12 protein-coding genes and 1 pseudogene are annotated in these 12,593 nt (G+C 63.3%); 5 read left to right on the forward strand and 8 right to left on the reverse strand.

Annotation, left to right across the window (positions count from 1 at the left end; genetic code table 11):
* Window positions 1-63: 63 nt before the first annotated feature.
* From CRO48_RS17950 to CRO48_RS17980, 7 genes and pseudogenes are all read right to left on the reverse strand, one after another.
* Window positions 64-483, reverse strand: a complete 420-nt coding sequence (locus CRO48_RS17950) for a DUF2160 domain-containing protein (RefSeq protein WP_097141242.1) — start codon at window positions 481-483, stop codon at window positions 64-66.
* Window positions 483-1,268 (reverse strand): annotated as a pseudogene (locus tag CRO48_RS17955) (carbohydrate ABC transporter permease); the annotation flags it as partial. The gene CRO48_RS17950 and the pseudogene CRO48_RS17955, both read right to left, overlap by 1 nt.
* A gap of 121 nt (window positions 1,269-1,389) precedes the next feature.
* Window positions 1,390-2,256, reverse strand: a complete 867-nt coding sequence (locus CRO48_RS17960) for a carbohydrate ABC transporter permease (RefSeq protein ID WP_097141243.1) — start codon at window positions 2,254-2,256, stop codon at window positions 1,390-1,392.
* A gap of 2 nt (window positions 2,257-2,258) precedes the next feature.
* Window positions 2,259-3,329, reverse strand: coding sequence for an ABC transporter ATP-binding protein (locus CRO48_RS17965; RefSeq protein ID WP_097141244.1), 1,071 nt, complete (start codon window positions 3,327-3,329; stop codon window positions 2,259-2,261).
* 10 nt (window positions 3,330-3,339) lie between these two features.
* Complete coding sequence (locus CRO48_RS17970; RefSeq protein ID WP_097141245.1) at window positions 3,340-4,416, reverse strand: ABC transporter ATP-binding protein; 1,077 nt, start codon at window positions 4,414-4,416, stop codon at window positions 3,340-3,342.
* A gap of 40 nt (window positions 4,417-4,456) precedes the next feature.
* Entirely contained in the window at window positions 4,457-5,974 is a 1,518-nt protein-coding gene (gene glpD / locus CRO48_RS17975; RefSeq protein WP_097141246.1) for a glycerol-3-phosphate dehydrogenase, read from the reverse strand.
* Between the two features lie 107 nt (window positions 5,975-6,081).
* The gene (locus CRO48_RS17980; RefSeq protein ID WP_097141247.1) at window positions 6,082-6,861 is read right to left on the reverse strand and encodes a DeoR/GlpR family DNA-binding transcription regulator; all 780 of its coding nucleotides are present in this window, start codon (window positions 6,859-6,861) and stop codon (window positions 6,082-6,084) included.
* A 225-nt stretch (window positions 6,862-7,086) separates the two neighbouring features.
* Here CRO48_RS17980 and CRO48_RS17985 point away from each other — a divergent pair, with 225 nt between their 5' ends.
* Window positions 7,087-7,857, forward strand: a complete 771-nt coding sequence (locus tag CRO48_RS17985; RefSeq protein ID WP_097141248.1) for an SDR family NAD(P)-dependent oxidoreductase — start codon at window positions 7,087-7,089, stop codon at window positions 7,855-7,857.
* Window positions 7,858-7,989: 132 nt separating this feature from the next.
* On the forward strand, window positions 7,990-8,346 hold the full coding sequence (locus CRO48_RS17990; protein WP_097141249.1) for an ArsR/SmtB family transcription factor: 357 nt from the start codon (window positions 7,990-7,992) through the stop codon (window positions 8,344-8,346).
* A 33-nt stretch (window positions 8,347-8,379) separates the two neighbouring features.
* Here CRO48_RS17990 and acuI read toward each other — a convergent pair whose 3' ends face one another.
* On the reverse strand, window positions 8,380-9,375 hold the full coding sequence (gene acuI, locus CRO48_RS17995) for an acrylyl-CoA reductase (NADPH) (RefSeq protein WP_097141250.1): 996 nt from the start codon (window positions 9,373-9,375) through the stop codon (window positions 8,380-8,382).
* 110 nt (window positions 9,376-9,485) lie between these two features.
* On the opposite strand from acuI, the gene CRO48_RS18000 reads away from it, so the two are divergent.
* From CRO48_RS18000 to CRO48_RS18010, 3 genes are all read left to right on the forward strand, one after another.
* Window positions 9,486-10,379, forward strand: coding sequence for a LysR family transcriptional regulator (locus CRO48_RS18000; protein ID WP_097141251.1), 894 nt, complete (start codon window positions 9,486-9,488; stop codon window positions 10,377-10,379).
* Between the two features lie 179 nt (window positions 10,380-10,558).
* Complete coding sequence (locus tag CRO48_RS18005; RefSeq protein WP_097141252.1) at window positions 10,559-11,035, forward strand: formate dehydrogenase subunit gamma; 477 nt, start codon at window positions 10,559-10,561, stop codon at window positions 11,033-11,035.
* Window positions 11,032-12,588, forward strand: a complete 1,557-nt coding sequence (locus tag CRO48_RS18010) for a formate dehydrogenase beta subunit (protein ID WP_097141253.1) — start codon at window positions 11,032-11,034, stop codon at window positions 12,586-12,588. Before CRO48_RS18005 ends, CRO48_RS18010 begins: the two co-directional genes overlap by 4 nt.
* The last annotated feature ends 5 nt before the right edge of the window (window positions 12,589-12,593 follow it).

A 12,593-nucleotide genomic window follows, 5' to 3' on the forward strand; every position in this document is an offset into this window, starting at 1 on the left:
CCTTGGGTTGTGCGACTGCAGTTTGAAAGGCCGGATCCTCCCTAGCCCCCCGTTTTCATTGCCTCATACGTACCGGAATACGCCAATGACGTAGACCACGCACAGGGCAAGTGCCCACCACAGGTTGGGACCGACCAGCCCCAGCCATGCGAGATTGATGTATGCCGAGCCGAGCAGCGACACGAACAGCCGGTCGCCGCGCGTCGTCTCGAAACGAAGGATGCCGATGCGCGGATTGCCCCCCGGACGCGCATATTCCCAGACTGCCAGCAGCGCCAGCAGCGCGAAAATTGTCAGGAAGAACATCGCCGTCGGGAATGTCCAAGCCATCCATCCGCCGGGAATGAGCGGTGCGAACCAGTCGCGCGCGCCGTCCTTGACCGGCAGCGACATCATAAGCATGCCGGCGGCTAGCGCGTAGATGAGCAGCACGGCGGCGAGCGGCAGGGGCCAGCGATTGTTGTGGTTGGCGTTGGTGGCCATCAGACCCTCCCCAGGGCAAAGCCCTTGGCGATGTAATTGCGGACGAAATAGATGACGAGGGCGCCGGGGATGATGGTCAGCACGCCGGCAGCAGCCAGCACACCCCAGTCCATGCCGGAGGCCGAGACCGTGCGCGTCATCGTGGCGGCGATCGGCTTGGCATCCGTCGTCGTCAGCGTGCGGGCGATCAGCAGTTCGACCCAGGAGAACATGAAGCAGAAGAAGGCGGCGACGCCGATGCCCGACGCGATCAGCGGCACGAAGATCTTGGCGAAGAATTTCGGGAACGAGTAGCCGTCGATATAGGCGGTCTCGTCGATTTCCTTCGGCACGCCCGACATGAAGCCTTCAAGGATCCAGACGGCGAGCGGCACGTTGAACAGGCAGTGCGCAAGGGCGACTGCGATGTGCGTGTCGATCAGACCGAAGGCCGAATAGAGCTGGAAGAAGGGCAGTGCGAAGACCGCGGGCGGTGCCATGCGGTTGGTCAGCAGCCAGAAGAACAGGTGCTTGTCACCGAGGAAGCGGTAGCGCGAGAAGGCGTAGGCTGCCGGCAGTGCCACGGCGACCGAGATCACCGTGTTCATCACCACATAGAGGATCGAGTTGATATAGCCGGAATACCAGGCCGGATCTGTGAAGATCACCGCATAGTTCCTCAGCGTCGGGTTCTGCGGCCACAGCGAGAAGGCACCGGTGATCTCGGTGTTGGTCTTGAAGCTCATGTTCAAGAGCCAGTAGATCGGCAGCATCAGGAAGATGATGTAGAGCGTCGGCACCAGCCAACCGAAGTTGCGGCGGGCTGTGCTGTCGGCGGCAAGGGCCTGCGGTACGGATTTCGCCGTTGCCGCCGGTGCGGCCGGGGTGGAGGTTTCGGTTTCAACGCGGGCGGTCATCTTTTTCTCCTCACGCCTGGTCGTCGCTGCTGGTCATGACCGTGTAGAAGATCCACGACAGCAGCAGGATGATGAGGAAGTAGATGATCGACATGGCCGCGGCCGGTCCTAGGTCGAACTGGCCGATCGCCATCTTGACGAGGTCGATCGAGAGGAAAGTGGTCGAGTTGCCGGGGCCGCCGCCGGTGACGACGAAGGGTTCGGTGTAGATCATGAAACTGTCCATGAAGCGCAGCAGGAAGGCGATCAGAAGCACGCGCTTCATCTTCGGCAGCTGGATGTGGCGGAAGACGGCCCAGCGCGAGGCGCCGTCGATCTTGGCGGCCTGGTAGTAGGCCTCGGGGATGGAGACGAGGCCGGCATAGCACAAGAGCACGACGAGGCTCGTCCAGTGCCAGACGTCCATGACGATCAGCGTCACCCAGGCGTCGAAGACGTCGTTGACGTAGTTGTAGTCGAAGCCGAGCGCCTTCAGCGTGAAGCCGAGCAGGCCGATGTCGACGCGGCCGAAGACCTGCCAGATCGTGCCGACCACGTTCCACGGGATGAGCAACGGCAACGACATAAGGACGAGGCACACCGGCACTCCGAGCCCCTTCTTCGGCATGTTGAGGGCGATCAGAATGCCGAGCGGGATCTCGATCGTCAGAATGATGGCGGAAAAGAGCAGGTTGCGGCCGAGGGCTGCCCAGAAGCGGTCGGAGTGAAGGATTTCGGTGAACCAGTCGGTGCCGGCCCAGAAGAACTGGTTGTTGCCGAAGGTGTCCTGGACCGAATAGTTGACCACCGTCATCAGCGGGATGACGGCCGAGAAGGCAACCAGCAGCAACACCGGCAGCACCATGAACCAAGCCTTGTTGTTCCAGGTTCTTTCCATGGTCAGGCCTCCCTGCCGACGCGCCAGCTGTCGGCGTAGATATTGATGGCGGACGGATCGAAGGTGATGCGTGGCTCGGCGGGGATCTCGCCATCCTCCGGCACGACGATCGCGATCGACTTGCCGGCGAATTCGGCGCGGACGATCTTCTGCCGGCCGATGTCCTCGACCTTCCTCACGTGCACGTGCATGCCTTCTCGGCCGAGACGGACAAATTCCGGGCGGATGCCGAGTTCGGTTCTGGCGCCTGCAGCAACCTTCGGCTGGTAGTCCAGCGTGATCGTGTCGGTGCCGAGCGAGACGGTGCTGCCGTCGATGCGCGCCGGCAGCAGGTTCATGCCCGGCGAGCCGATGAAGTAGCCGACGAAGGTGTGGCTCGGACGCTCGAAGAGTTCGGCCGGCGTGCCGATCTGGACGATCTGGCCGTCATACATGACGACGACCTTGTCGGCGAAGGTCAGCGCCTCGGTCTGGTCGTGGGTGACGTAGACCATGGTGAAGCCGAACTGCCGGTGCAGCTTCTTCAACTGCGAGCGCAGCACCCATTTCATGTGCGGGTCGATCACCGTCAGCGGTTCGTCGAACAGGATGGCGTTGACGTCGTTTCGGACCAGCCCGCGGCCGAGTGAGATTTTCTGCTTCTGGTCGGCGGTCAGGCGGCGCGCCTTGCGATCGGCCCAGCCGGACAGGCCGATCATATCGATGGTCTCCCGGACCCGGCGGTCGACCTCGGCTTCCGGGACGTGGCGGTTGCGCAAAGGGAAAGCGAGGTTGTCGTAGACCGTCATCGTGTCGTAGATGACCGGGAACTGGAACACCTGGGCAATGTTGCGCTGCTGCGTCGAAAGCTCGGTGACGTCGCGTCCGTCGAACAGGATCCGCCCCTCGGATGGTTGCAGCAGGCCGGAGATGATGTTCAAAAGCGTGGTCTTGCCGCAGCCGGAAGGTCCCAGCAGCGCATAGGCGCCGCCGTCGTTCCACTCGTGATGCACTTCCTTCAGTGCATAGTCGGCTTCCGACTTCGGTTTCTCGCCGTAGGCGTGGCGGATGTGCTCGAGATTGATGCGTGCCATGGGGTCCTCCTCAGGCCGCCGCCGGGCGGGCGATGGCCCTGCCATCCGGCGCGAACGCCATCAGATGGCGCGTGTCGACATAGACGGTGATGGTCGCATCGGGCTCGATGTCGTGGATGCCGGGCGCCAGCATGACCCAGCGGGTATCGGCAAACTCGACATGGACGAAGCTTTCTGAACCCGCGATCTCCGAGATCGCCGTGCGCACCGTCACCGGCGCCGCTGCGGCCGACTGGGGCGAAAGCGACAGGTGGTGCGGCTGGAACGCGACCGTGCAGGGTCCGTCCGCGATGCCGGCGAGATGGGCGGGAACGTTGAGCACCCGCTCGCCCTCAAGCACGAAGTGTCCGTTCGCCTTGGTCAGCGCGAAGGTGTTCAGCGGCGGGTCGGAGAAGGTCTCGGCGGTGATCAGGTCGACGGGACTGCGATAGACGTCGATGGTCGGCGCGAACTGGGTGATCCGGCCTTCCGCCATGGTCGCGGTGTTGCCGCCCAGCAGAAGCGCCTCGGAAGGTTCGGTCGTGGCATAGACGAAGATGGCGCCGGAGGCGGCGAAGATCTTCGGCAGTTCCTCGCGCAGTTCCTCGCGGAGCTTGTAATCGAGGTTGGCCAGCGGTTCGTCGAGCAGAACGAGGCTCGCGTTCTTCACGATCGCGCGGGCGAGTGCCGTCCGCTGCTGCTGGCCGCCGGAGAGGTTCAGCGGCGTTCGGTCGAGATAGGGCGTGAGCTTCAGGAGGTCGGCGGCCTTGTGCACTTCGCGGTCGATCGTCTCCCGGTCGGCGCCCTTGATGCGCATCGGCGAGGCGATGTTCTCATAGACGGTCATCGCCGGATAGTTGATGAACTGCTGGTAGACCATCGCGACGCTCCGGTCCTGCACGCGCAGGCCGGTGACATCCTTGCCATCGAACCAGATCGAGCCGAAGGTCGGCTTGTCGAGGCCGGCCATCAGCCGCATCAGCGACGTCTTGCCCGATAGCGTCGGGCCGAGCAGCACGTTCAGCGACCCGCGCTCAAGCACGAGGCTTGTGGGGTGGATGTGCGTCTCCCCTCCCACGACCTTCGCGGTGTCTCTCAATTCAAGCATTCATTTCTCCAATGTTCCTCCCAGCCATTGGAAACCCCCGTCAGTTCGGGGATTGCAACGCCTTCGTCATATAGTCTTCCAATGCCTCCGCCTCCGCGGGCGTCAGGTGCAGGCCGCGCTTTGTACGGCGCCACAGGACATCGTCTGCGTGTCGAGCCCACTCCTCTGCCATTAGCCAGCGTACCTCGATTTCGTAGAGATCGCTGCCAAAATGACGACCGAGGTCCTCGATTGTCTTCGCCCCGCCCAAAAGTCTCGTCGCGCGGGTGCCGTAGAGGCGGACAAGCCGCCTTGCATGGGTGGAGGCGAGAAAGGGATAAAGCTGCGAGAGGCGGGCAACCTCCTTGTCGAATTCGCCGGTGCCGAAATCGCCGCCCGGCAGCCGCGAGCCGGCCGTCCACTTGCGGCCCTTCTCGCCGATCGCCTCGCCGATCTTTTCCAGCGCCGATTCGGCCAGCCGGCGATAGGTGGTCAGCTTGCCGCCGAAGACGTTGAGCAGCGGCGCCTTCTGGGCGTTGCCGTCCACCTTCAGCACGTAGTCGCGGGTGGCCTCCTGCGCCTTGCTGGCGCCGTCGTCGAACAGCGGGCGGACGCCGGAGTAGGTCCAGACGATATCATCGCGCGTCACTGGCTCGAGGAAGTACTCGCTGGCCGAACGGCAGAGATAGTCGATCTCCTCGTCGCTGATCCTCGCCTCGCGCGGGTCACCCTCGTAGTCGCGGTCGGTGGTGCCGATCAGGGTGAAATCGTCCTGATAGGGTATGGCGAAGATGATGCGCCCGTCCGGATTCTGGAAGAAGTAGGCACGCGGATCGGAAAACTTGCGGCGGACGACGATGTGACTGCCCTGGACGAGGCGGACATTGTGCACGTCGTTCTGGCCGAATGCGCCGGCAAGGACCTTGTCCACCCAGGGGCCGCTGGCGTTCACCAGCATGCGCGCCTTGATGACGTCACGTTCGCCGGAGGCCATGTCCTCGGTCTCGACGTCCCAATGGGCGTTCTCGCGACGGGCGGAGACGACGCGGGTCCCGACGCGGATGTCGGCGCCGCGATCGGCAGCGTCGCGCGCGTTCAAGACGACGAGACGCGCGTCGTCCACCCATCCGTCGGAATACTCGAACGCCTTGTCGAAAAGCTTCTTGAGCGGCTTGCCGGACGGATCTCGCCGCATGTCGAGCGTGCGCGTTGCCGGCAGCAGCTTGCGGCCGCCAATATGGTCATAGAGGAACAGCCCGAGCCGGATCAGCCAGGCCGGCCGGATGCCGCCTTTGTGGAACGGCAGGACGAAGCGCATTGGCCAGATCACGTGCGGAGCCATGGCCCAGAGCACCTCGCGCTCCATTAGCGCTTCGCGCACCAGCCGGAACTCGTAGTGTTCCAGATAGCGCAGGCCGCCGTGGATCAGCTTGGTGGAAGCGGACGAGGTGCCCGAGGCGAAGTCTGTCATTTCGGCAAGGACGACGGAATAGCCGCGGCCAGCAGCGTCGCGTGCAATGCCGCACCCGTTGATGCCGCCACCGATGACAAAAATGTCCTTGACCGCGTCGTTCGCCACTTTACCTCCCCTGCTTTCGCAGTGCACAAATTTGCGCAATTGCGAAAGTGATCAAAGGTTAAAACGAAAACATTGCGAATGTCAAACGAAGGAATAAGGAAAATCGATCATGGGCGGGAGGCTTTTGCCGCGGTCTCGACAAGTCTCACGTCATGCTCGGCACAAATCGCACGGACGTTGTCCAGCGGACATTTGTCGGTGATGAAAGTGTGGACCTGCGAAAGGTGGCCGATGCGCACGGGTGCAGTGCGTTCGAACTTGGTCGAATCCGACACGAGGATGACGTGGCGGGCATTGGCGATGATTGCCTGGGCGACCTTCACCTCGCGGTAGTCGAAGTCGAGCAAAGCCCCGTCATGGTCGATCGCGGAGACGCCGATGACCGCATAATCCACCTTGAACTGACGGATAAAGTCGACCGCAGCCTCGCCGACGATGCCGCCGTCCGATCCGCGCACGACGCCACCGGTTATGACCACCTCGATCGAGGGGAAGCCGCGCAACCTGTTGGCCACGTTTATATTGTTGGTGATGACCATCAATTCCTTGTGGTCGAGCAGCGCTTCGCTGACGGCTTCGGTCGTCGTGCCGATATTGATGAAAAGCGAGGAGTTGTCCGGGATCGTTGCGGCAGCCGCCTGACCGATCGCCTGTTTTTCGGCGGCTGCGATCGAACGGCGTGCCTCGTACTTGACGTTCTCGTTGCCGCTCGGGAAGAGGGCGCCGCCGTGGATGCGCGTCAGCGCCTTGTTGTCGCAAAGGTCATTGAGGTCCTTGCGGATGGTCTGCGGGGTAACGGAGAAGCGGGCGGCGAGGTCCTCGACGAGCACGCGGCCCTCCGCCTTGGCAAGCTCCAGGATGTCCGCTTGCCGACCTGTCAGAAACATCGAATCCTCCCACGCTTTCGTTTTGGTTCATCATATGCAAAAACGAAAGCACCGCAATTCCACGGCGCGCGACAGATTTTGAAGGCGCGTCGTTTCGAGAAATTGAGGGCCGGACTTGCACAGGCCGCCTTCTGTCTGTGAATATGGTGTCCGCCGTGCGTCCTTCGGTTGCCGATCGGATCGCGGCACAGGCGTCGTGGCGCCTGGATCGATGGGGAGATAGCCATGTTTCATCCGGCCTTGTTCAAGGGCGCCAATGTCGTCGTCACGGGTGCGGGGCGAGGCATCGGCCTCGAAATCGCCCGGCAGTTCCTGGATTGCGGCGCGCATGTCCTGCTGCATGGCGGCCGCAAGCCGCTTGCGGAGCTGCCTGACTTTCTTACCCAGGCCGTCGTCGAGGCGCGCGCGCATGTGGTGTATGCGGATTTCCTGGCCGGGCATGGCGTTCTGGATGTCGTCCGCTATGCCGAAAACCTGTTCGAGCAGGTGGATGTGCTGGTCAACAATGCCGGGACGATGGTCGGCCGCTTCCCGGCCGAAGCGCTGACGGACGAGCAGTATCACACGATCGTGCGGCTCAACCAGACATCGGTCATGGAGATGACGCGCGGCATGCTTCCCTCGCTCAGGCGCGCTCCGGCGGCGGCTATCGTCAATACGGTTTCCATTTCGGCACTAACCGGCGGCAGCCCGGGATCGGCCATCTATTCGGCGACGAAGGCCTTCGTCTCCACCTATTCGAAGGGGCTCGCGCGCGAGCTTGCCCCGGACGGCATCCGTGTCAACTGCGTCTCTCCGGGGACGATCACGACCGACTTTCACGAGCGTTACTCGACACCGGAGAAGCTGGAGGCGACGCGCAAGTCGATCCCGCTGCAGCGGCTGGGCACCGCGCAGGATTGCGCGCCCGCCTACCTCTTTCTCGCCTCCAATGCGCTTGCGGGTTATGTTACCGGACAGGTCCTTGAGGTGAACGGCGGGCAGCTGATCTGCTGATGCCAATTGGCAACGCTCGAAAAAATCCTGTGCGCAGCTGCCACTTTCTGCTTGTCCCGTCCTTCGGCTGCCCCAGATCAGTCTCACAGTTGAGCCCGTGCTGAGTAATGCGTTCACGAATCGGGAGTGAATATGAGGCAACCTGCGGGTCCGGTCATGGAGGCCGGGGGAAGTTTTGACATCTTCGCCAATCAGGCCGGGAGGGCCAGCCGTCTCCTCAAGGCGCTGTCGCACGAGACGAGGCTGTTGATCCTGTGCCTCCTGACGGAGAGCGAAAAGACGGTGGGCGAGATCGAGGCGATCCTCGATCTGCCGCAGGCCGTCGTCTCCCAGCAACTCGCCCGCCTGCGCCAGGACCAGCTCGTCGTTACGCGCCGTGACGGCCGGCAGGTCTACTATCGTCTGGCCGACGAAAACGTCACGGCGATCATGGGCACGCTCTACGACATCTATTGTCGGCCGATCATGCTGCGCGAACAGGGCGTCTGACGCGACGGGTTGCTGTGTGCGTTGTCTTCCGCGTTATCGCTGCACGTCGATGACCGGCCGCCCGCGAACTTTTCCGTCGAGAATGGCCGGCGCCAGTGCCGGCAGATCGGAAAGTCCGTATTCGGCGATCATGTGGTCCAGCTTGTCGAGCGGCAGATCGGTGCCGATGCGGCACCATGCGTCGAGGCGTTCGTCGCGCGGCCGCATGACTGAATCGATGCCGAGCAGGCTCACGCCGCGCAGGATGAACGGGATGACGGTGAAGGAGGGGATTGCCGCGCTGGCGGCCAGCCCGATCGCCGCGACCGCGCCGTCATATTTCACCTGCTTGAGGACCCGCATCAGCATGTCGCCGCCGACGGCGTCGACGGCTGCCGCCCAACGCTCGGATTCCAGCGGCTTTGCCGATGGTTCGGCGAGTTCGGCGCGGTCGATCACGGTCTCGGCGCCAAGGCCACGAAGGTAATCGGCTGTTTCGGTCCGGCCGGTGACCGCCGCCACGCGGTAGCCGAGGCGAGCGAGAATGGCGACTGCGACGGAACCGACGCCGCCGGCAGCCCCGGTGACCAGAACCTCGCCCTTCGGCGGCGACAGGCCGGCCTTTTCCAGCGCCATCACCGCCAGCATGGCCGTAAGGCCGGCGGTACCGACGGCCATGGCCTGCCGCGTCGTCAGCGCTTCGGGAAGGGGCACAAGCCAGTCGCCCTTGACTTTCGCGCGGGTCGCATAGCCACCCCACCACATCTCGCCGACACGCCAGCCGGTCAGGATCACCTTGTCGCCGGGGCGGTAGCGCGGATCCGCCGACGCCTCCACGGTGCCTGCGAAGTCGATGCCGGGAACATGCGGATAGGAGCGGACCAGCCCGCCCTTGCCGGCAATGCACAGGCCGTCCTTGTAGTTCAGCGTCGAATGTTCGACTGCGACGGTCACGTCGCCGTCCGGCAGCCGATCGTCCGGCACGTCCTGAACCGAGGCCGACACGGCGCCATCCGCGCCCTTTTCCACCAGAAGTGCCCTGAATGTCATTCTTCGCTCCTCAACCTGTAATCGTCTTCCGGACTTTACCTTAGGGCGGCATAGGTTTGTCGCGCCACCGTTCTTTTGTATGAATGGGGGAAAGCTGGGGTGGGCTGCGGATGATCGACAAGCTGGAATATTTTATCGCGCTGGCACGGGAGCGGCACTTCGCCCGGGCGGCGGAGGAGCTCGGCATCTCGCAGCCGACGCTGTCTGCGGCCGTCCGTCAGCTGGAAGATCAGCTGGGCGTCGTGCTGGTCAACCGCGGGTCGCGCTTTCAGGGGCTGACGCCGGAAGGCCAGCGCGTTCTCGAATGGGCGCGACGAATCGTCGGGGATGCGCGGACCATGCGCGAGGAGATGCGGGCGGCGCGGAAGGGACTTTCCGGCCATATCCGGCTTGCCGCCATCCCGACGACGCTTGCGATGGTGCCGCGCATTACGGCGCCCTTTCAGGAGAAGCATCCGGACGTGACTTTCTCGGTGCTCTCCACGACATCGCTCAAGATCCTGAGCCTGCTGGAAAATCTCGAGATCGATGCGGGGCTGACCTATCTCGAGAACGAGCCGCTCGGCCGGGTGACCAGCGTGCCGCTGCATGTCGAGCGCTACCATCTGATCACCGCAAGGCACGGTCCCTTGGCCGATCGCGAAAGCGTGACGTGGCGCGAGGTCGCCGATCTTAGCCTTTGTCTATTGACTTCCGACATGCAGAACCGCCGGATCATCAACAGTCATTTCGCCGAAGCTGGCGTCGTGGTGAAGCCCACGCTGGAGTCGAACTCGATGATCGTACTGTTCTCGCATGTCCGGACGGGGCGCTGGTGCAGCATCATGCCGGAAAATGTCGCTCTTTCATTCGGATTTCATGACCAAATTAGTATAGTTTCGATCGTCGATCCCTCGCCGCATCATATCGTTGGCCTGGTGGCGACCCATCGCGAGCCGTTCACGCCGCTGGTATCGGCGCTGTTGCATGAGGCGCGTATCCTCGCGGAACAGGCGCAATTTTGATAGAAAAAAACTATCAATCGACGGCATGACTTTATTGACCCCTTCCGACTTCCCTGAGAAGCTTTGACGGTGTGGTAACGGTAAACGGGAGGGTTTGCCTTTGCCGAGCCGTTTCAAGGCATTGAGGACGATACTGCCCTGCGGGTGTTTTGCTTCGGTGCCGTTCGGGAGGATTGCGAATGAACCTGCACGTTTCCGGTGACATCGGGACGCGGACCCTGGCCATCATCGACGCGATGAAGGATCTGGAAGGACCCTTGCTGCCGATCCTGCACGAGGTCCAGGCCGAATTCGGCTATGTCCCGCAGGAAAGCCTGCCGGTTATTGCGAAGGCACTGAACCTTTCGCGCGCCGAGGTGCATGGCGTCGTCACCTTCTATCATGATTTTCGCGACCATCCGACTGGAAGGCATGTGCTGAAGCTCTGTCGTGCAGAAGCCTGTCAATCGATGGGAGGGGATGCGATCGCCGATCGCGTCAAGGCGCTGCTTGGGATCGACTTCCACCAGACGACGCTCGACGGCGCTGTCACGCTGGAACCGGTCTACTGCCTGGGGCTCTGTTCCTGCGCGCCGTCGGCCATGCTCGATGGCGCCGTGCATGCAAGACTGGATGCCGCCTCGGCCGCCGAACTCGTGCAGGAGGCGCGCCGATGACCGTCAGGATCTACGTTCCAAGGGATGCGGCAGCGGTTGCGCTCGGCGCCGACAGGGTCGTGGCTGCGATCGAGGCCGAGGCGGCCGCGCGCGGTCTCGACGTCGCCATCGTGCGCAATGGCTCGCGCGGGCTGCATTGGGTCGAGCCGCTCGTCGAGGTCGTGGTCGGCGACGAGCGCATCGCCTACGGCCCGGTGAAACCCTCCGACGTGGCTTCGCTGTTCGATGCCGGGTTGCTGTCGGGTGCGGATCATCCGCTCTGTCATGGCGCCACGAAGGACATTCCATTCCTCAAGCAGCAGACGCGGCTGACTTTTGCCCGATGTGGCATCACCGATCCGCTTTCGCTCGACGACTACCGTCGCTACCGCGGCCTGACGGGCCTGCAAAAGGCGATCGCCATGGCGCCGGAGGAGATCGTCAGGGAGGTGACCGACAGCGGCCTGCGCGGCCGCGGCGGGGCGGGCTTCCCGACCGGCATCAAGTGGAAGACGGTTCTGGAGGCGGCGGGCGAGCGGAAATACATCGTCTGCAACGCCGACGAGGGCGATTCCGGCACCTTCGCCGACCGGATGATCATGGAGGGGGACCCCTTCGTGCTGATCGAGGGCATGGCGATCGCCGGGCTGGCGACGGGCGCGACGAAGGGCTTCATCTACACCCGCTCCGAATATCCGCACGCGATCGCCGCAATGAGCGAGGCAATCGAGATCGCGCGACGCGAGGGCATTCTCGGTCCTTCGGTGCTCGGCTCGGCACGCGCTTTCGACATGGAGGTGCGCGTGGGCGCCGGCGCCTATGTCTGCGGCGAGGAAACGGCGCTGTTGAACAGCCTTGAGGGAAAGCGCGGCATCGTTCGCGCCAAGCCGCCGCTGCCGGCCCACAAGGGACTGTTCGACTGTCCGACGGTGATCAACAACGTCATCTCGCTCGCCTCGGTGCCCGTCATCCTCGACCGCGGGGCGGCATTCTATCGCGATTTCGGCATGGGCCGTTCGCGCGGTACGATCCCGATCCAGATCGCCGGCAACGTCAAACATGGCGGACTGTACGAGACGGCCTTCGGCCTGTCGCTCGGTGAGATCGTCGATCATATCGCCGGCGGCACGGCAACCGGCAGGCCGGTCAAGGCGGTCCAGGTCGGCGGGCCGCTCGGCGCCTATTTCCCGCGCGCCCTGTTCGATACGCCGTTCGACTACGAGGCCTTCGCAGCCAAGGACGGGTTGATCGGCCATGCCGGCATCGTCGTCTTCGACGACACGGTCGATATGCTGCACCAGGTCCGGTTTGCGATGGAGTTTTGCGCGATCGAGAGTTGCGGCAAATGCACGCCCTGTCGCATCGGCTCCACCCGTGGGGTGGAAGTGGCCGACCGGATCGCGCAGGGCATCGAGCCGGAGAAGAACCGCGAGTTGCTCGGCGATCTCTGCAACACGATGAAGTTCGGCTCGCTCTGTGCGCTCGGCGGTTTCACGCCCTATCCGGTGCTGAGTGCCATGGCGCATTTCCCCGAGGACTTTTCGCCGGCGCCGAGGGTGGAGGCTGCGGAATGATGCTA

The organism is Rhizobium subbaraonis, from assembly GCF_900220975.1.
Lineage (GTDB): Bacteria > Pseudomonadota > Alphaproteobacteria > Rhizobiales > Rhizobiaceae > Mycoplana > Mycoplana subbaraonis.

What these genes read in the sequence shown, in the direction of transcription:
- CRO48_RS17950 (WP_097141242.1), bottom strand. Translation starts at nt 483, where the DNA reads ATGGCCACCAACGCCAACCACAACAATCGCTGGCCCCTGCCGCTCGCC.
- CRO48_RS17960 (WP_097141243.1), bottom strand. Translation starts at nt 2,256, where the DNA reads ATGGAAAGAACCTGGAACAACAAGGCTTGGTTCATGGTGCTGCCGGTG.
- CRO48_RS17965 (WP_097141244.1), bottom strand. Translation starts at nt 3,329, where the DNA reads ATGGCACGCATCAATCTCGAGCACATCCGCCACGCCTACGGCGAGAAA.
- CRO48_RS17970 (WP_097141245.1), bottom strand. Translation starts at nt 4,416, where the DNA reads ATGCTTGAATTGAGAGACACCGCGAAGGTCGTGGGAGGGGAGACGCAC.
- CRO48_RS17980 (WP_097141247.1), bottom strand. Translation starts at nt 6,861, where the DNA reads ATGTTTCTGACAGGTCGGCAAGCGGACATCCTGGAGCTTGCCAAGGCG.
- CRO48_RS17985 (WP_097141248.1), top strand. Translation starts at nt 7,087, where the DNA reads ATGTTTCATCCGGCCTTGTTCAAGGGCGCCAATGTCGTCGTCACGGGT.
- CRO48_RS17990 (WP_097141249.1), top strand. Translation starts at nt 7,990, where the DNA reads ATGAGGCAACCTGCGGGTCCGGTCATGGAGGCCGGGGGAAGTTTTGAC.
- acuI (WP_097141250.1), bottom strand. Translation starts at nt 9,375, where the DNA reads ATGACATTCAGGGCACTTCTGGTGGAAAAGGGCGCGGATGGCGCCGTG.
- CRO48_RS18000 (WP_097141251.1), top strand. Translation starts at nt 9,486, where the DNA reads ATGATCGACAAGCTGGAATATTTTATCGCGCTGGCACGGGAGCGGCAC.
- CRO48_RS18005 (WP_097141252.1), top strand. Translation starts at nt 10,559, where the DNA reads ATGAACCTGCACGTTTCCGGTGACATCGGGACGCGGACCCTGGCCATC.
- CRO48_RS18010 (WP_097141253.1), top strand. Translation starts at nt 11,032, where the DNA reads ATGACCGTCAGGATCTACGTTCCAAGGGATGCGGCAGCGGTTGCGCTC.